Annotated in this window: 18 protein-coding genes and 1 pseudogene; 3 read left to right on the forward strand and 16 right to left on the reverse strand. The window is 69.3% G+C overall.

Annotation, left to right across the window (positions count from 1 at the left end):
* Positions 1 to 307 precede the first annotated feature (307 nt).
* Entirely contained in the window at positions 308 to 1,471 is a 1,164-nt protein-coding gene (locus tag AC5L38_RS11215; protein ID WP_495242684.1) for an acyl-CoA dehydrogenase family protein, read from the reverse strand.
* Positions 1,472 to 1,615: 144 nt separating this feature from the next.
* Between AC5L38_RS11215 and AC5L38_RS11220 the strand changes: the two genes are divergently transcribed.
* Positions 1,616 to 2,935, forward strand: coding sequence for a UDP-glucose dehydrogenase family protein (locus AC5L38_RS11220; RefSeq protein ID WP_495242685.1), 1,320 nt, complete (start codon positions 1,616 to 1,618; stop codon positions 2,933 to 2,935).
* A 619-nt stretch (positions 2,936 to 3,554) separates the two neighbouring features.
* Here AC5L38_RS11220 and AC5L38_RS11225 read toward each other — a convergent pair.
* From AC5L38_RS11225 to AC5L38_RS11245, 5 genes are all read right to left on the reverse strand, one after another.
* Positions 3,555 to 3,809 carry a DUF397 domain-containing protein gene (locus tag AC5L38_RS11225; RefSeq protein ID WP_495242686.1) on the reverse strand — a complete coding sequence of 85 codons (255 nt, stop codon included), beginning with the start codon at positions 3,807 to 3,809 and terminating at the stop codon, positions 3,555 to 3,557.
* 367 nt (positions 3,810 to 4,176) lie between these two features.
* A complete protein-coding gene (locus AC5L38_RS11230) occupies positions 4,177 to 4,302 on the reverse strand; it encodes a hypothetical protein (RefSeq protein ID WP_495242687.1) in 126 nt (41 codons plus the stop codon).
* Between the two features lie 96 nt (positions 4,303 to 4,398).
* Positions 4,399 to 4,902: a 5-(carboxyamino)imidazole ribonucleotide mutase gene (gene purE / locus AC5L38_RS11235; protein ID WP_495242688.1), complete on the reverse strand. Its 504-nt coding sequence runs from the start codon at positions 4,900 to 4,902 to the stop codon at positions 4,399 to 4,401.
* Positions 4,903 to 5,097: 195 nt separating this feature from the next.
* On the reverse strand, positions 5,098 to 6,210 hold the full coding sequence (locus tag AC5L38_RS11240) for a 5-(carboxyamino)imidazole ribonucleotide synthase (RefSeq protein ID WP_495242794.1): 1,113 nt from the start codon (positions 6,208 to 6,210) through the stop codon (positions 5,098 to 5,100).
* Positions 6,211 to 6,370: 160 nt separating this feature from the next.
* Positions 6,371 to 7,315 carry a hypothetical protein gene (locus AC5L38_RS11245; RefSeq protein ID WP_495242689.1) on the reverse strand — a complete coding sequence of 315 codons (945 nt, stop codon included), beginning with the start codon at positions 7,313 to 7,315 and terminating at the stop codon, positions 6,371 to 6,373.
* A 294-nt stretch (positions 7,316 to 7,609) separates the two neighbouring features.
* Between AC5L38_RS11245 and AC5L38_RS11250 the strand changes: the two genes are divergently transcribed.
* Complete coding sequence (locus AC5L38_RS11250; protein ID WP_495242690.1) at positions 7,610 to 8,167, forward strand: GtrA family protein; 558 nt, start codon at positions 7,610 to 7,612, stop codon at positions 8,165 to 8,167.
* 44 nt (positions 8,168 to 8,211) lie between these two features.
* On the opposite strand, the gene AC5L38_RS11255 is transcribed toward AC5L38_RS11250, so the two are convergent.
* From AC5L38_RS11255 to AC5L38_RS11300, 10 genes and pseudogenes are all read right to left on the reverse strand, one after another.
* Positions 8,212 to 9,489, reverse strand: coding sequence for an ATP-binding protein (locus tag AC5L38_RS11255; protein ID WP_389916273.1), 1,278 nt, complete (start codon positions 9,487 to 9,489; stop codon positions 8,212 to 8,214).
* Positions 9,490 to 9,492: 3 nt separating this feature from the next.
* The gene (locus tag AC5L38_RS11260) at positions 9,493 to 10,161 is read right to left on the reverse strand and encodes a response regulator transcription factor (RefSeq protein WP_012888073.1); all 669 of its coding nucleotides are present in this window, start codon (positions 10,159 to 10,161) and stop codon (positions 9,493 to 9,495) included.
* Positions 10,162 to 10,412: 251 nt separating this feature from the next.
* A complete protein-coding gene (bfr, locus tag AC5L38_RS11265; RefSeq protein ID WP_350975370.1) occupies positions 10,413 to 10,895 on the reverse strand; it encodes a bacterioferritin in 483 nt (160 codons plus the stop codon).
* 15 nt (positions 10,896 to 10,910) lie between these two features.
* On the reverse strand, positions 10,911 to 11,132 hold the full coding sequence (locus AC5L38_RS11270; RefSeq protein ID WP_495242691.1) for a (2Fe-2S)-binding protein: 222 nt from the start codon (positions 11,130 to 11,132) through the stop codon (positions 10,911 to 10,913).
* A gap of 158 nt (positions 11,133 to 11,290) precedes the next feature.
* The gene (locus tag AC5L38_RS11275; protein WP_495242692.1) at positions 11,291 to 11,908 is read right to left on the reverse strand and encodes an MBL fold metallo-hydrolase; all 618 of its coding nucleotides are present in this window, start codon (positions 11,906 to 11,908) and stop codon (positions 11,291 to 11,293) included.
* On the reverse strand, positions 11,905 to 12,990 hold the full coding sequence (locus tag AC5L38_RS11280; protein ID WP_495242795.1) for an S-(hydroxymethyl)mycothiol dehydrogenase: 1,086 nt from the start codon (positions 12,988 to 12,990) through the stop codon (positions 11,905 to 11,907). Before AC5L38_RS11280 ends, AC5L38_RS11275 begins: the two co-directional genes overlap by 4 nt.
* Positions 12,991 to 13,066: 76 nt before the next feature.
* Entirely contained in the window at positions 13,067 to 14,104 is a 1,038-nt protein-coding gene (locus AC5L38_RS11285; RefSeq protein WP_495242693.1) for an adenylate/guanylate cyclase domain-containing protein, read from the reverse strand.
* A 3-nt stretch (positions 14,105 to 14,107) separates the two neighbouring features.
* Positions 14,108 to 14,626, reverse strand: coding sequence for a PH domain-containing protein (locus AC5L38_RS11290; RefSeq protein WP_495242694.1), 519 nt, complete (start codon positions 14,624 to 14,626; stop codon positions 14,108 to 14,110).
* A 33-nt stretch (positions 14,627 to 14,659) separates the two neighbouring features.
* Positions 14,660 to 15,484, reverse strand: a complete 825-nt coding sequence (locus AC5L38_RS11295; protein ID WP_495242695.1) for a biotin--[acetyl-CoA-carboxylase] ligase — start codon at positions 15,482 to 15,484, stop codon at positions 14,660 to 14,662.
* Between the two features lie 183 nt (positions 15,485 to 15,667).
* Positions 15,668 to 16,860 (reverse strand): annotated as a pseudogene (locus AC5L38_RS11300) (RNA-guided endonuclease InsQ/TnpB family protein); the annotation flags it as partial.
* Between the two features lie 150 nt (positions 16,861 to 17,010).
* Here AC5L38_RS11300 and fdhD point away from each other — a divergent pair.
* Positions 17,011 to 17,937 (forward strand): formate dehydrogenase accessory sulfurtransferase FdhD, encoded by a 927-nt coding sequence (fdhD, locus tag AC5L38_RS11305; protein ID WP_495242696.1) that lies wholly within the window; start codon positions 17,011 to 17,013, stop codon positions 17,935 to 17,937.
* Positions 17,938 to 18,047: the final 110 nt, after the last annotated feature.

The following is an 18,047-nucleotide window of genomic DNA, read 5'->3' on the forward strand; positions in this document are numbered from 1 at the left end:
TCGCCGGCGGCCCGGCGCGATCCTCCGCGCGGCGCTCGCGGCACACCGGCCCCCACCGGACCGGCCCGCGTCCCGAGCGGGCCGAGGGAGGAAACCGCTCACATCGGGCAGCGGTGAATCACCTCTGCCGTGTAACTTTCATCAGCGAATGTGATCACATTCGCCGGTTCGTCCAGTCGCCCCCGGTCATGGGGAACGAGCGGAGGAGGATCCACCCACCACATGCGAAACCCGGCCCGCGGGCATGGTCCGGACCGGGTCTCCGCTGGTCGGCGGCCTGTTCGAGGAGCTTCCCGTGATCGGCGGCCTACTTGAGAAGCTGGCGGGCCATCACCATGCGCTGGATCTGGTTCGTCCCCTCGTAGATTTGAGTGATCTTCGCGTCGCGCATCATGCGCTCGACCGGGTAGTCGCTGGTGTAGCCGTACCCGCCCAGCAACTGGACGGCGTCGGTGGTGATCTCCATGGCGGCGTCGGAGGCGGCGCACTTGGCGGCGCTGGAGAGGAAGGTGAGGTCCTTCTGCGGCTCGCCGTGCATGGCGAGCTCGGACCTGGCCGCGGCGGCGTAGGTGAGCTGGCGGGCGGCCTCCAGCTTCATGGCCATGTCGGCGACCATGAACTGCACACCCTGGAAGTCGGCGACGGCCTTGCCGAACTGCCTGCGCTCCTTGACGTAGCCGATCGCGTAGTCCAGCGCGCCCTGGGCGATGCCGAGGGCCTGGGCGGCGATGGTGATGCGGGTGTGGTCCAGGGTGGCCAGGGCGGTCTTGAAGCCGGTGCCCGGCTCGCCGATCATCCGGGACGCGGGGATCCGCACGTTCTCCAGGATGACCTGGCGGGTCGGGGAGCCCTTGATGCCGAGCTTGCGCTCCTTGGCCCCGAAGCTGACGCCCTCGTCGCCCTTCTCCACGACGAACGCGGAGATGCCCCTGGCTCCGGCGCCCGGCTCGGTGACGGCCATCACCGTGTAGTACTCCGACACCCCGGCGTTGGTGATCCACATCTTGGCGCCATCGAGCACGTAGTGGTCGCCGTCGAGAACCGCGCGGGTCTTCATCGCGGCGGCGTCGCTGCCCGCCTCGGCCTCCGAGAGGGCGTACGAGAACATCGCGTCACCCGCCGCGACCGGTGTGAGATATCTCCGCTTGAGCTCCTCGGAGGCCGAGAGCAGCAGCGGGACGGTGCCGAGCTTGTTGACGGCGGGGATCAGCGAGGACGAGGCGCAGGCCCGCGCCACCTCCTCGATGACGATCACCGTCGCGAGGGCGTCGGCACCGGCACCCCCGTACTCCTCGGGAACGTGCACGGCGTGCAGGTCCGCCGCGACGAGCGCCTTGTAGCTGTCCGCCGGGAACTCCGCGTTCTCGTCGGCCTCGGCGGCGCGGGGGGCGATCTTCTCGTCGGCGAGGGCTCGGACCGTCTCGCGGAGCATCTCGTGCTCCTCGGGCAGCGCGTAGAGAGGGTAGCTCATGGGCAAATACTAGGACGTCCAACAAAACGTGGAGCGCTCCACCCCATGTGATATGTACCCCGGCGTTTGCGCAGGTGGCAAAGTGGAAGCGCCAGATGCCGGTACCCTGTCGGCAAAGAATTGGGCAGAAGGAAGGGAGCACCAGTGGCCTACCGCCTCACGGTAGTGGGAACCGGATACCTCGGTGCGACGACGTCCGCGTGCATGGCCGAGCTGGGCTTCGAAGTCCTCAGCCTCGACGTGGACGCGGAGAAGATCGACCGCCTTCGGGCCGGTGATCTGCCCATCTACGAGCCCGGTCTGCAAGAGATACTGCGGCGCAACCTGGCCAACGGCCGATTGCGCTTCACCACCTCGTACGAGGAGGCCGCGGCCTTCGGTGACGTGCACTTCCTGTGCCTGGGCACCCCCCAGAAGCCGGGAGAGTACGCGGCGGACGTGTCCTACCTGGACGCCGCGATCGAGTCGCTCGCCCCCCACCTGGACCGCGAGTGCCTGATCGTCGGCAAGTCGACCGTCCCGGTCGGCACCGCGCAGCGCCTCGCCGACAAGCTGGCCCGGCTGGCACCCATCGGCGCGGGCGCCGAGCTGGCCTGGAACCCGGAGTTCCTCCGGGAGGGCTTCGCGGTGAAGGACACCCTGCACCCCGACCGGATCGTGCTCGGCGTCGCCTCCGACAGGGCCGAGAAGATCATGCGGGAGGTGTACGCCCCCATGCTGGAGACGGGCACCCCGATGGTCATCACCGACTACCCCACGGCCGAGCTGGTCAAGGTGGCCGCCAACGCCTTCCTCGCCACGAAGATCTCCTTCATCAACGCGATGGCCGAGGTCTGCGAGGCCGCCCACGCCGACGTCAAGCAGCTGTCCCTGGCGCTGTCCTTCGACGACCGCATCGGCGGCAAGTTCCTCAACCCCGGCCTCGGCTTCGGCGGCGGCTGCCTGCCCAAGGACATCCGCGCCTTCATGGCCCGGGCCGGCGAGCTCGGCGCCGACCAGGCGCTGACCTTCCTGCGGGAGGTCGACGCGATCAACATGCGCCGCCGCGCCCGCATGGTCGACCTGGCCCGCGAACTGGCCGGGGGCTCCTTCCGCGGTTGCACGGTCGCGGTGCTCGGCGCCGCGTTCAAGCCCAACTCCGACGACATCCGCGACTCGCCCGCCCTGGACGTCGCCGTCAAGATCAGCGAGCAGGGTGGCCGGGTCACCGTCTACGACCCCGTCGCCCAGGAGAACGCCCGCAAGGCCCACCCCGGGCTCTCCTACGGCGCCTCCGCCCTCGACGCGGCCAAGGGCGCCCACGTCGTGCTGCTGCTGACCGAGTGGCAGGAGTTCATCGCCATGGATCCCGAGGAGCTGGGTTCCGTGGTGGCCTCCCGCAAGATCGTCGACGGTCGCAACGCCCTCGACGCCGAGACCTGGCGGGCCTCCGGCTGGCACTACCGCGCCCTGGGCCGCCCCTGAGCCCGGCCCGCCTCCGCCGCGCCCTTCGCGTACGACCCCGGACACGACGACGGGTTCCCGGTTGGCACCGGGAACCCGTCAGGTAAGCGTCGACCTCTCAGAAGCACATCGGTCACCATGACCTTCTCGTGTCACCGGCTCCGGACATCACCAGTAGTCCCAGCGGTACCAGCGACGCCAGCGGCGACGACGGCGACGACGACGGCGCCAGTAAGGATCATGGGCGGGCCAGCCCCCTCCCGGGAACATCGTGATCCCCATGAGGACGCCCCCTTTCGCAGTAATCTCTCGGACATGACAATTACTACGATATGGGACATATCGCCGCAAAACGGGCAAGCCGCTTCTAGGTTGGCTATAGAACGTTTTTGATGGTTATTACGGTGAGAGCATTACCGTTGCGGCGAATGCGAGACCCTCGCGAAACCACTTCTTCCCGTACGTTCGACAAAAAGGCTTTTACCCCGAGAGAGGCCGGCTGCCGGGACGGGCAGGGGCCTTCCGGCCGGTTGACCTGGTGCGCGCCTCGATCGCGGCCGCCAGGTGAAACCTTCGGGAGACACACGGCGAGAGGCCCCGCATCGCCGACGAAGGCTCCCGCCCGTCCCGGTCCGCCCGGTCAGTTGTCGAACTCGCCGAGCTTCACGCCCCCGACGAAGGCGTCCCACTCCGAACGGGTGAAGAACAGCTTCGGCCCTTCGGGATTCCTGGAATCGCGCAATACGTAAAGAGACCCCGACCCGGCCTTGTGGCCCTCTTCCGGAGCCTCGATCACGGCCACCTCGACGTAGTTGCCGCCGTTGCCGCCGTTACCACCGTCGTCCCCCTCCGGGGCCGCCCTGCGCCAGACGGCCTTGCTGAGGTCTGCTTCCACGTCGTCTCACCTTCGCTGTCTCGGCGGTCGCCCAACGGGCGGAGTCTTCGAGCGGATCGCCCCGCGACACCGGCATGCCTGCGCCTCGTCCCGGGCGTGACCACCCGTGCCGTGCCCCATTGGCACCATTGCTCCCACTGCCCCTATAGGTGGCACCGGGCTCCACGCACGGCGACGGCTTCATGGACGGCGGCGGCTCCACGCACGGCCGCGGGCTCCACGAACACAGTATCCGGACCGCCCGCGACGTCCGCAACGGCGAAGACCGCGACTTCGGCGGTGTCGCCGAGGACTCCGCCCGGCCCGGGTGACCTGTTCCCCGGCGATCCCCGGGTTTCCCGGCGATCTCAGGGCGAGGGTGACGGAGTCAGCGCGTCGACACGGAGCTCACCGCGGAGTCGACGGGCTTCGGGCTCTCACCCGCGCCCACGGTTCCCCACACCGCCAGCACCGCCATCGTGAGTCCGAGGATGGCGCGGATAGCGTTCCTCATGGTTCTCGACCTCCAAGGTATTTGAAGATCTTCCCCTTCCCTCCGCGCCCCCTTCTATCCGCGATGCTGTCAAGCTATCGGTCAAAAGCGGTGATATCAGGCGCCGAGCTGGGCGGCCTCGGCCCGAAGTTTCTCGCCCTTGGCGTGGGCTTGATCCTTCAGAGCGACCTGGAACGCCTCCATCCTCGCCCGCAGGCCCTCGTCGGCGGCGGCGAGGATCCGCACGGCCAGCAGTCCCGCGTTGCGGGCGCCCCCGACGGCGACGGTCGCGACGGGGACCCCGGCGGGCATCTGGACGATCGACAGGAGCGAGTCGAGGCCGTCGAGATACTTCAGCGGGACGGGGACGCCGATCACCGGCAGCGGGGTCACCGACGCGAGCATGCCCGGCAGGTGGGCGGCTCCCCCGGCACCCGCGATGATCACCTTCAGCCCGCGCCCGGCCGCCCCCGCGCCGTACGCGATCATCTCCTCGGGCATGCGGTGCGCGGAGACCACGTCTGCCTCGAACGCCACCCCGAACTCGGCCAGCGCCTCGGCGGCGAGTTTCATCACCGGCCAGTCGGAGTCGCTGCCCATGACGATGCCGACGGTGGTCATTGCGTCTCCTTTGCCTCGCGGCCCGGGGGCCGCGCGCGTTCGCGGTGGTGCCGTGGTCACGCCGGTGCCGTGCTCCCGGCGGTACGGGGGCTCCGGACGGTCCGGCGCCCTTTCGGGGGCACGGTGACTCACGGGCTTACGGGGACTTTCGGTGGTCCCGGCGCCTTGGCGGGCCGGAGGGGCGAGCCGGTCGGCTCAGGTGTATCTTCCCTCGGTGAGGTAGACGGCGGCGTGCCGGGCACGCTCGCGGACCTCGTCCAGGTCGGTGCCCATCGCGGTGACGTGGCCGATCTTGCGCCCCGGCCGCACCTCCTTGCCGTAGAAGTGCACCTTGATGCCCGGGTCGTGGGCCATCACGTGCTCGTACCGGGAGAAGATGTCGGGGTCGTCGCCGCCCAGGAGGTTGGCCATCACCACGACGGGGGCGGTCGGCGCGGGCGACCCGAGCGGGAGGTCGAGGATCGCGCGCAGGTGCTGCTCGTACTGGGAGGTGCGGGCCCCGTCGATCGTCCAGTGGCCGCTGTTGTGCGGGCGCATGGCCAGCTCGTTCACCACCAGCCCCGAGGAGGTGGCGAACATCTCCACGGCCAGCAGCCCGGTCACGCCCAGCTCCTTGGCGATGGTCAGGGCGATCCGCTGGGCCACCGCGGCCCACTCGGGGTCGAGGCCGGGGGCCGGGGCGAGCACCTCGACGCAGATGCCGTCACGCTGGACGGTCTCCACGACCGGATAGCTGACCCCCTGCCCGTGCGGCGACCTGGCGACCAGCACGGCGAGCTCCCGCTCGAACGGCACGAACCCCTCGGCCATCAGCGGCACGCCGGAGGCCAGGACCTCTGCCGCGTCGTCCGTGGAGCGGCAGACCCAGACCCCGCGCCCGTCGTAGCCGCCCCGGACCGCCTTGAGCACGACCGGCCAGCCGTTCTCCGCGGCGAACTCCTCGACGTCGGCGGCCGTCTCGATCCGCCGCCAGGGCGGGCAGGGAACGCCGATCGCGGTCAGCCGCTCGCGCATCACCGCCTTGTCCTGGGCGTGGATCAGCGCGTCGGCCCCGGGGTGCACGGCGAAGCCGTCCTCGGCCAGGGCCCGGACGTGCTCGGTGGGCACGTGCTCGTGGTCGAAGGTGACCGCGTCACACCCCTTGGCGAGGTCGCGCAGGTCGGCCAGGGAACGGTAGTCGCCCAGACGCACGTCGGCGATCACGCGGGCGGCGCTCTCGTCCGGCGAGTTGGCCAGGACCCTCAGCTCGACACCGAGGGCGATGGCCGCCTGCTGTGTCATCCGGGCCAGCTGGCCCGCTCCGATCATGCCGACGACGGGGCCGATGGGACCGGCCAAAGAAGGGCTGCTCACAGGGGTCAAGTTTACTGTCACGCGGTACGGGACCAGGCGGTGGGCGGATGGCGGGCCGTTGGGAGGCCTCTGGGAGGCCGTTTGAAGGCCGTTGGAAGGCGCCGCCCGGGGACGCTCAGTCCGCCGTGAGGGTGGCGAGGCCGCGGCGCATGCCGGTCGTGGCGAGTTTGGAACCGCTCCCGATGATCTCGGTGGCGACGAGCACGACCTCGGTCCCGGTCAGCTTCGCGGTCCTGGTCCTGCCGGTGAAGCCGCGCAGGTCGGCCCTGCCGTAGATGGGACGGGCCAGCGAGGGGCGGCCCGGACGGGCCCTCTGCCGGTATTCGATCTCCAGGGCGTGGATGACCAGGGAGCCGCCGGTGGGCAGCATCAGCGCGCGCTGGGGGCCGACGAGCAGGCGGACGTCGGCGGTGAGGCGGTCGGGCCGCACGCGCGACGGGCGTCCGAACAGGTCGTCGAAGAGACCCCGGACCGGGTCGCCCCTGGGGAAGGTCACCCCGCTCACCCCCGCCGGGTCGGTCAGGTAGGCCAGGTAGCGCTGCGGCACGAGACGGACCTTGACCCCCGCCACGGGGTCGTCGGTGGCCACCGCGCCCTCGGTCGGCTCGCGGACCTCACCCTGGATCGGGATGGGGCCGGCGCCGAGCCGCCACTCGCCGTCCTCCTGGAGGAACAGGAAGTAGGCAGGGTCGGGCTCGCGGGCCAGGGCGACGAACCAGCGGTCCTGGTCGGCGGCGCCGGGCAGGTACAGCTCCACGTCGGTGTAGGACTTCCTGGCGGGGGCCGGGCGGCCGTTCCGGGTCGCCTCACAGGCACGACCGCCCAGCGCTCTCTCCGCCCAGGTGGTGAGCTTCTCGACGGTCGCGCAGTCCCGGTCGCGCCAGGCGTCGTCGAGCCTTCCCAGCAGCTCGAAGGCCCTGGAGGCCTCGGCGAGCTCCACCCCGGCGGACGCCTCGCGCGAGGGGCCGGTCCCGGGGGCGGTGCCCGGCGTGTCGCTCCGCGCGCCGCAGCCGGTCGTCATCGACAGACACAGGATCAGGGCGAGGAGTCGGCGGCGCAAGGGTTGATCCCCGGGGTAGTGGCCGTCGCGTGCGGCAGTCCGTCTGGACCGATCACGGAAAGTGAAAGTTTCAGGGGCTTCCCGTGGTCAGAGGGATCAGCGTAACGCCAGTTTCCCTATTTATCCGGTGCTATGCGACATTTGCTGAAAAAGCCCCCAGTGGCAGCTATGGACATCAACGGGTCAACCTCGCGCGGATCACGTCCCCCCACCGGTAGCCTGGCCCGAAGAGTGTTCGAGGTCCTCCGACGCGGCGGATCAGCAGCCGACCCCCGAAAGGACCGTGCAGGAAACGTGGAGTTTCTCCGACACGCCTACCGGCGGCTCGCCGAGCTGGCGCGAGAGCTGGCGAAGTTCGGGACGATCGGCGCGGTCGCCTTCGTGATCGACACCGGCGGCACCAACCTGCTCAGGTTCGGCCTCGACTGGGGACCACTCACCTCCAAGGTCATCGCCACGATCGTCGCGGCCACCTTCGCCTACCTCGGCAACCGCTACTGGACGTTCAGGCACCGCGAGCAGAGCGGCCTGGCCCGCGAGTACTTCCTGTTCTTCGTCCTCAACGCCATCGGCCTGCTGATCTCGCTGCTGGTGATCGGTTTCGTGACCTACACCCTGGGCCTGCAGGACGCGCTGAGTTACAACATCGCCCTGCTCACCGGCACCGCCCTCGGGACCCTGTTCAGGTTCTGGTCGTACAAGAAGTGGGTCTTCCTGCCCGGTGCGCCGCCCGAAGCCGTCCCCGACACGCCGGCGAGCCCGTCGACGGCGCCGAACAGCCAGGTCAACGGCCACATGTATCTCCTGAACAAGAACTCGGAGGAGAACGCGCCGCCCTCCGGCCCGCGCTGACCCTCCCGCCTCGCGCCGCCCCTTCCCGCCGGCGAAAGCGCCGCTCAGGCGGGCCCGCGCACGACGCGGTTCCTGCCCGGCTCGCCCACCTGGCGCAGGAAGAACGCGAACGCCGCCGGACGCGACCGTACGAGCTCCAGGCGCCCCCCGTCGGCGGCGGCCAGCGCCCTGGCGAGCGGCAGGCCGAGACCCGTGCTGCCGCGCCCGCTCACGTTCCGCTCGAAGACCCTGGGGGCCAGCTCGTCGGGAATGCCGCTCCCCTGGTCCGCGACCTCGATCACGATGGACCTGTCCCTGGCACTGGTGGTGACCGTCACCGTGCCGCCGCCGTGCTCCAGTGAGTTCTCCAGCAGGGTGGAGATCACCTGGCCGATGCCGCCGCCGGTACCCAGCGCCTGGAGGCCGCGCGTGCCGACCAGGCTCAGCCGCCGCCCGGCCCTGCGGAACGCCGGACCCCACTCGATGAACTGCTGATCGAGCAGCACGTCGAGCTCAACGATCTCGGACTGCGCCTGACGCTGCCGTCTGGCGGTGGCCAGCAGCTCGTCGATCACGGCGGTGAGCCGCTCGGCCTGCACGATGGCGGCCTCGCCCTCCTCCTTGACGATCCCCGGCTCGTCGGCGGCGGCGACGATCTCCTCAAGTCTCATGGTCAGGCCGGTGAGCGGGGTACGGAGCTGGTGGGAGGCGTCGGTCGCGAACTCCCGCTCCCTGGCCAGGAGGTCGGAGATGCGGGTCGCGCTGCGGTCGAGCACCTCGGCCACCCGATCGAGCTCCTGGATGCCGTAACGGTGCTTGCTCGGTCTGGCGTCACCGGACCCGAGCCGCTCAGCGATCATCGCAAGGTCGCTGAGCGGTAACGTCAGGCGGCGCGACTGCACTATGGCGAGCCCGACCGCGACCGCGAGGGCAGCCGCGGCGAGTCCCAGGATGAGGAACAACCACGCGCGGACCTCACGCTCCACTCCCGTCTTGTCCCGGCTGACCGCGACGTACACGCCGTTCTCCGACTGCGCGTCCTCGGTCATCTTCTGGCTCTCGGGGGGCTCGGTGCCCACCGTTATCACCTGGGGGGGCGTCCCCTTCGCGTAGATCTGGATGTAGAGATCGGAATACTTGCGTTCCAGCTGTTGCTCGTCGACGGGCTGGTCCTGGATCCGGGCGTACTCGACCTCCCCCAGCAGGCTTTTGGCATGGGAGGACAGTTCCTGGGTCGCCTCCTCCTCGATGAGCCGGTTGACCGCCACACCAAGAGGAATACCGAGCAGCAACACCCCGATGACCGCGACGAGGAGAGTTGAGGAGAGCAGGCGGCGGCGCATCTCCTACTCGCGCTCGAACCTGAAGCCGACTCCTCGAACGGTTGTGATGTATCGGGGCTTGGCGGCGTCGTCACCGAGTTTGCGGCGTAGCCACGAGATGTGCATGTCCAGGGTCTTGGTCGAACCCCACCAGTTGGTGTCCCACACCTCGCGCATGATCTGCTCTCGGGTGACCACCTTTCCGGCGTCGCGGACCAGGACCCTGAGCAGGTCGAATTCCTTTGTGGTCAGATGAAGCTCCTTGTCTCCCATCCACGCGCGGCGGGAGTCGGCGTCGATGCGCACGCCCTGGACAACGGGCGTCTCGGACGTGCCGCGCCGCAGCAGCGCGCGGACGCGCGCCAGCAGCTCGGCAAGGCGGAACGGCTTGGTGACGTAGTCGTCGGCCCCCGCGTCGAGGCCCACCACCGTGTCGACCTCGTCGACGCGGGCGGTGAGGATCAGCACGGGAGTTCCGTGGCCCTCGGCGCGGATGCGCCGGGCCACTTCCAGGCCGTCCATCTCGGGCAGGCCCAGGTCGAGAACGATCAGGTCGATGCCACCTGACAGAGCCCGCTCCAGAGCCTGCGGGCCGTCAGGGCTCACCTCTACTTGATAACCCTCTCGGCGCAGGGCTCGCGCCAGTGGCTCGGAAATCGAGGTGTCATCCTCGGCGAGTAGTACACAGGTCATGTTGCGATCGTAGGACCTTAGGGGATCGTTTCCCGGGTACAGCGCGCGGTTTGACTCGTCGTTGACCTATCCATTGACCTGGGCAAACACTGATAAATCCCGGATAGTCATCCCGCAACGGCCGGAGGCCACGGAGTAGGTCTCCCGCATTGGAAGTCCCTGGAAAGCACAGGCTCACCAAAGGTTGGACCGACAAAGCAGAACACGCCCTACCGGAAGGGATCCGATGGGCGTGTTCTGCTCGATTCACCTCAAGACGCCGACGGCGGCTCGGTATACCGGGCGAGGTAGAGCTGCTCCCCGAGGCTCCCGATGAGACCCAGTTCGGTCTCCAGGTAGTCGATGTGGTGCTCCTCGTCGGCGAGGATCTCCTCGAAGAGGCGGGCCGAGGTGGCGTCGCCCTTCTCCCGCATCAGGGTGATGGCCGGCTTCAGCCGGGTGACCACCTCCAGCTCGACGTCCAGGTCGGCGCGGAGCTGCTCGGCGACGGTCTGGCCGATGTGCAGGGTGCCCAGCTTCTGGTAGTTGGGCAGGCCCTCGAGGAAGAGGATGCGGTCGGTCAGCTTCTCCGCGTGGCGCATCTCGTCGATGGACTCTTCGCGGGTGTATTTGGCCAGCCTCGTATATCCCCAGTTCTCCTGCATCTTGGCGTGCAGGAAGTACTGGTTGATCGCGGTCAGCTCCGCGGTCAGCTGCTCGTTGAGCAGTTCGATGATTTTCTTGTCGCCCTGCATGGCGGGCTCCTCGTGCTATGCGGTCGGCATCAAATCTTCGGACCGCTTTAGGATCGCACAGATTTTTCGCACGCAAGAAGCGCAGTCGCCGCCGGCACCCGTCGCATCGCGGATCTGGCGCGCGCTCCTGGCACCTGCCGAGATGCAGTCGTGCACCTCGTTCTCGGTGACCGCGCGGCAGACGCATACGTACACGGGAGCGTGACCTCTCTGGAGACTACCATAGGTTAGGCACACCTAAATTAGCTCATTTGGTAAGGCTTGCCTATGTGAACTACGACACAGAGTCTTAATTTTGGCGTCATGCGCATGAAGTGTTCGTCTGGGAAATTTCTCCTCGAACACACGAAAACGCCCCGGCCGAGGCCGGGGCGCGTGATCGGGTGAGGCGCGGGTCAGTGGCCTCTGGCCAGCCATTCCTCCAGGTGGCCCGCCTCGGCGCCGATGGAGGTGGAATCGCCGTGACCGGTGTGCACGGCCGTCCCCGGCGTCAGGGCCAGCAGCTTCCCCTTGATCGACTCGATGATCGTGTCGAAGGAGGAGAAGGACCTTCCCGTCGCGCCGGGACCGCCGTTGAACAGGGTGTCGCCGGTGAAGACCGCGCCGATGTCCGCCCCGTACAGGCAGACCGCGCCCGGAGCGTGGCCGGGCGTGTGCAGCACGGTCAGCTCGATCCCCCCGGCCGAGAGCACCTGCCCGTCCTCGATCGGGGTGTACGGCAGGTCGCTGTAGACCATCTCCCACAGCACCTGGTCGGCCGGGTGGAGCAGGATCGGCGCGCCCGTCCGCGCGGCGAGGTCGGCCGCCGCGTCGATGTGGTCGTTGTGCGCGTGGGTGCAGACGATCGCCTTGACCTCGCGGTCGCCGACCCGCTCGGCGATCGCGGCGGCGTCGTGCGCGGCGTCGACGACCAGGACCTCGCTGGCCGAGCCGACGATCCAGACGTTGTTGTCGACGTCCCACGTCCCGCCGTCCAGCGAGAACGTGCCGGAGGTGACGACCTTGTCGATCACAGGATCACCACCGAGCGCAGGACCTCGCCGCGGTGCATCTTGGCGAAGGCGTCCTCGACGTCGCCGAGGCCGATCGTCTCGGAGACGAAGCGGTCGAGGTCGAGCCGTCCCTGCAGGTAGAGGTCGATGAGCATGGGGAAGTCGCGGCTGGGCAGGCAGTCGCCGTACCAGGAGGACTTCAGCGAGCCGCCGCGGCCGAAGACGTCCAGCAGCGGCAGCTGCAGCTTCATCTCCGGGGTGGGCACCCCGACCAGGACCACGGTCCCGGCCAGGTCGCGGGCGTAGAAGGCCTGCTCGTAGGTCTCGGGACGGCCGACCGCCTCGATGACCACGTCGGCGCCGTTGCCGCCGGTGAGCTCCTTGACCGTCTCGACCACGTCGGAGGTGCGGGAGTTGACCGTGTGGGTGGCGCCGAAGTCCTTGGCCCAGCCGAGCTTGCGGTCGTCCACGTCCACCGCGATGATCTTCGAGGCGCCCGCCAGCCGGGCCCCCAGGATGGCCGCGTCGCCGACGCCGCCGCACCCGATGACCGCCACGCTGTCGCCGCGACTCACCCCGCCGGTGTTGATCGCGGCGCCGATGCCGGCCATCACGCCGCAGCCCAGCAGCCCGGCCACCTGCGCAGGCGCCGACGGGTCGACCTTGGTGCACTGCCCGGCCGCGACCAGGGTCTTCTCGATGAAGGCGCCGATGCCCAGGGCCGGGCTGAGCGGCGTGCCGTCCTCCAAGGTCATCTTCTGGGCGGCGTTGTGGGTGTTGAAGCAGTACCACGGGCGGCCCCGCAGACACGCCCGGCACTCGCCGCACACGGCCCGCCAGTTCAGGATCACGAAGTCGCCGGGCGCCACCTCGGTGACGCCCTCGCCGACGGCCTCGACCACCCCGGCCGCCTCGTGGCCGAGCAGGAACGGGAACTCGTCGTTGATGCCGCCCTCGCGATAATGCAGGTCCGTATGGCAGACGCCACAGGCCTGAACCGTCACCACGGCCTCGCCAGGGCCCGGATCGGGCACGATAACGGTCTCCAGCGAGACGGGCTCGCCCTTGCCACGCGCGACCACGCCTTGCACGGTGTACGGCATGTCCTGCACCTCATCTGTCATGGTTTCGACCCTCGCGGGCCCGCTTACCGGTTGAACGGTCCTGGGGCGCCCGGCCTCAATGATTACCAGCCCGGCGCAACACGTACGGCTGCACCACCCCCAGGCCCCGGGCCGGGCGCTGGCGGATGCGGCCGACCTCGACGCCGGGCGCGTCCTTCAGCGCCTCGGCCAGCCTGTCGTCGGCGACGACGGTGCCGGGACGGGCGATGGCCGTGAGCCTGGCCGCCAGGTTCACCGTGGTGCCGAAGACATCGCCCATGATCGGCAGCACCGGACCGTACGCCAGCCCGATCCGCACGTCGGGCCCGTACCGGCGGATCGCGCCGACCAGGTCCAGGGCGATCGTCGCGGCCGTCCGCGGGTCGGCCGCGGTGAAGAACACCTCGTCGCCGAGGGTCTTGACCATCCGTCCCCCGTGCTCGGCGACGACGTCGGAGGCCCGCGACTCGAAGCCCTCGACCAGCTCGGCCAGGCCCCGTTCGTCCAGCTCGCGGGAGACCCGGGTGAAGGAGACCATGTCGGCGAAGCCCACCGCGAGGGTGATCCGGTCGGGCGCGAGGTCGTCGGTGATGTCGGCGAGCGTCAGCAGGCGGGTCCCGGCGGCGGCGAGCTGGGCGCGCCAGACGTGGAGCAGCATCTGCTCGAAGTCGGGGAGCAGCCGGCCCGAGGTCTCCATGACCGCCGCCAGGTCCTCGTCGGTGGGCCGGCGGCCGGGGTCGAGCATGGCGCCGATCATGATCTCGGCCTGCCACTGGGCGAGCCGCGCCGTCGTCTGACCGAGCGCCCTCGCCATCCGGATGACGGTCTGGTCGTCCAGCAGGCCGCCCTCCATCATCGCCCGGACCCGTTCCAGCACGGCCACGTCCGCGTCGGTGAAGGCCACGGTGTCGTCGGGGAGCGTGGCGAAGCCCAGCGCGCGCCAGATCCGCTCGGTGAGCTCCTGCGGCAGCCGGGCGAGGCTCGCCACCTGGATACGGGTGTGGCGGGGCGAGGCCCCGACGAAGAGGCGCTCGATCTGCGCGGCCGTCGGGCGCCCGGCGGGGACCTCCGCCTCGTCCCCGCCCTCCCCCAGGCCAAGGAGGTCAGGCCCCATGGGTCACCGCCCGCCGGGTTCCGAGGGCTCCCCGTCCGCCGCGTCGTCGAGCGCGCGGAACAGCTCGGCCCGCACCTCCTGGATCCGGGGAATGTCGCGCAGCGTGATCCGGCCCTGGTCGCCCGCCGACTCGACGACCAGCGTGCCGCAGCCGAACAGCCTCTCCATGAGAGTCTGGTCGGCGCTGACCGTGTTCACCTTGGTCATCGGGATGTCGTCGATGGACTTGTTCAGCACCCCCGTGCCGATGGTGAACCGGTGCGAGGTGAGGACGTAGGAGGTGTTCTTCCAGCGCAGGTACGGGATGAACGACCACACGGTCAGCAGGCCGACGGCGACCACGGCCACCGCGACGAGCGCGTAGAACCGGTACTCGAAGTCGGGCATGAAGAAAAGGGCGGCGCCGGAGCCCACGATGATCAGGATCAACGCGAGGAACGGGCCGATAAGTCGCTTCCAGTGAGGGTGGAACGACCTGATCCGTCGCTCCCCCTCCGTCATGTGGTGATCGGGTAGACCCATGGGGCAAATCGTGGCACGCCTTCATGCCCCACGTCATGAGCTGTGAGGTCGAACATGCACGACGTCGCCCGCGCTGAGGGTGTGCTCCTCCCCCTTGGCGTCGACGACCAGGCGCCCGGCGCGGTCGACACCGGTGGCGGTGCCGGTGAGCACCCGCTCGCCGGGCAGCTCCACCCGGACCTCCCGCCCGACCGTGGCGCTGACCGCGAGGTAGGCGGCCCGCAGGCCGCAGGCCTCGACGTCGCCGTTCGCCTCCGACCACTCGCGGTAGTGGGTCTCGATCTCCCGCAGCACCGCGCGCAGGATCGGGTCGCGGTCGAGGCAGGCGGCCTCCTCGATGGCCAGGGAGGTGGCGGTCTCCACCGGCAGCTCCTCGGGGCGCACGCTCACGTTGAGCCCGACACCCACGATCACCGCGCTGTCGATCCGCTCGGCGAGCACCCCGGCGAGCTTGCGCTCGCCGATCAGCAGGTCGTTGGGCCACTTGAGCCGTACGTCGACCTCGGCGGCCTTCCGCACGGCCGACGCGACCGCCAGGCCGACGAGCAGGGGCAGCCACCCCTGCTCGGACAGGGGCGGGTCGGGACGCAAAAGGATCGAGAACGTCAGGCTCGAACGCGGCGGAGCGCTCCAGACACGGCCGAGCCTGCCACGTCCGGCGAACTGGGACTCGGCGACGACGACGGCTCCCTGCCGCGCGCCGTCGCGGACGACGTGCGCGAGATCGGCGTTGGTCGAGCCGGTCCTGTCGACCACGGAGATGCCGGACCAGAGTCCACCGGGACGGACCAGCGCGCGGGTGAGCGCCGCCTGGGAGAGCGGCGGGCGGTCGAGATCAGTGAAGGGCGAGTCGAGCACTTAGCCATCTTGCCTCCACTAACGACCCCCTGTTACCGAATTAATCCAATGACCAGGGAATACTGTTGTCGAAGTCTGGGGTGGAGGGCAAGGAACGGCTCTCGGGCGGGGTGGTGAACCGTTCAGACGGCCGCGAAAAGAGATGTTGACATCCTCCTCCTCGTGAACGAAGGGGATTCCCGCGGTCGCCCGCGAGGGTTCCTGCTTCATCGCCGGTCGCCCGCCAAAGAGGACTCTTTGTGAGGTCTTACACCAGCTCCACAGGCGTTTCAGCTCTCCGCCAGCCCGGCGGCGAGTACGTTCTTCGCGGCGTTCACATCACGGTCGTGGACCGCGCCGCAGGCACATGTCCACTCCCGGACGTTCAGCGGCATCTTCTCCTGCAGCGTTCCGCAGGCCGAGCACAGCTTGCTCGAGGGGAACCAGCGGTCCACGGCCACCACGGTGCGTCCGTACCACTGGGCCTTGTACTCCAGCATGGAGCGCATCTCCCGCCAAGAGGCGTCCGAGATCGCCCGTGCCAGACTCCGATTCCTTACCATGTTGCGGACGGTCAGGTCTTCCACGGCGATCACTTGGTTCTCGCGAACAAGCCGTGTGGTGACCTTGTGCAGATGATCGCGGCGGCGATCGGCGATGCGGGCGTGAACGCGGGCGACCGCGAGTTTGGCCTTCTGCCGGTTCGCCGAACCCTTCTCCTTGCGGGCGAGGTCGCGCTGAGCTTTGGCCAGCTTGCGCCGGTCGCGGCGTTCATGACACGGGTTGACGATCTTCTCTCCGGTGGAGAGCGTGGCCAGCGCGGTGACACCCACGTCCACGCCCACGTTCCGCTTCACGGGCGGGAGAGGGTTGATCTTCTCCTCCACCAGCATGGAGGCGAACCAGCGGCCCGCCGCGTCCTTCGACACGGTGACCGTAGACGGCTCCGCCCCCTCGGGCAGCGGGCGCGACCACACGATCGCAAGCGGCTGATCCATCTTCGCCAGCGTCAACCGGCCCTCGCGCCAGCGAAATGCCGACCGGGTGTACTCAGCGCTCAACCGCGACTTCTTGCGGGACTTGAACGTCGGGTACTTCGCACGCTTGGCGAAGAAGCTCGCGAACGCCGTCTGAAGGTGGCGCAGTGCCTGCTGCAACGGGACCGACGACACCTCGGACAAAAAGTCGTAGTCGCCGCCACGCTTCCACTCGGTCAGCTTGGCCGACGACTCCACGTAGGAAACGCGACGGCCGTCCAGGGTGTAGGCGCGGGTGCGCTCTTCGAGGGCCTTGTTGTAGACCAGGCGGACGCAGCCGAACGTCCGGGCAAGCTCTTCGGCCTGCTCGGAGGTCGGATAGAAGCGGAACCTGTAGGCCCGCTTCACTGCCTGCGCCATTCTCACATTTTATCGCACGATCAGCTAAGAATCATGCGTACGTTCGATACAGCGGTTCACCTGACGGCGAATCGCCCACCCCTGTCCTGCTCCGCAGGAGTCCGATTCCTCCCCGCCTGAAGGCGGGGGCTTCCTCGGAGGTAACTGATGATGAGCAGACATCTCCCCGCCCGGAACGACGCCGACGCGGATGACGCTCCGGGCTCAGAGGCGGACCCGGGCTTCGAGGTCGTGGAGGCCGTCCGGAGGCCGGGGCCGACCACCAGGGCGCGGGTCGGGCAGATGCGGGCGGGGACGATCCACGAGCGCCGGGACGACCTGGCCACCGAGGAGCCGCTGGAGATCCGCGTCCAGGCAGGCGAGGAGCGCCGCACGGTCGCGATCACCATGCGCACCCCCGGCCACGACTTCGAGCTGGCCGCCGGGTTCCTGTACGGCGAGGGCGTCGCGGCCCCGGCGGACATCGCCTCCATCGCCTACTGCACCGACGAGGACGTGCCCCCCGAGGCGCGCTACAACACGGTGACCGTGCGGCTGCGCGGCCCGCTGCCCGACCTGCCCTCGCTCGACCGGCACTTCGTGACGTCGAGCGCGTGCGGCGTCTGCGGCGCCGCCGGCCTCGACGCCCTGCGCGGCCGCTGCTCGCCGCTGCCCGCCCAGGAGGACGTGCTGGTCTCCCCCGAGGTCCTGTACGGCCTTCCCGGCAGGCTGAGAAGCGCCCAGGGGATCTTCGGCAAGACCGGCGGGCTGCACGCGGCCGGCCTGTTCACCGCCGGGGGTGAGCCCCTCGCGGTCCGCGAGGACGTCGGGCGGCACAACGCGCTGGACAAGCTGGTCGGCTGGGCCATGATGGCCGGGCGGCTGCCGCTGGGCGGGCACGTGCTCATGGTCAGCGGGCGGACCAGCTACGAGATCATGCAGAAGGCCCTCACCGCGGGCCTGCCGGTCGTCTGCGCGGTCTCGGCGCCGTCATCCCTCGCCGTCGACCTCGCCAGGGAGTTCGGGATGACGCTGGTGGGGTTTCTGCGCGAGGAGCGCTTCAACGTCTACGCGGGGGCGCACCGCATCGGCCGCTGAGCCACCCGCACCGCTTCTCGAACGCCCCTGTCCCGGCCGCACCGCTTCTCGAACGATCCCGCCCCGGACGCCCCGCCCGAGACACCCCGTAGCGGCCCCCTGAGCCGCCC

It is taken from the genome of Streptosporangium nanhuense, from assembly GCF_059358815.1.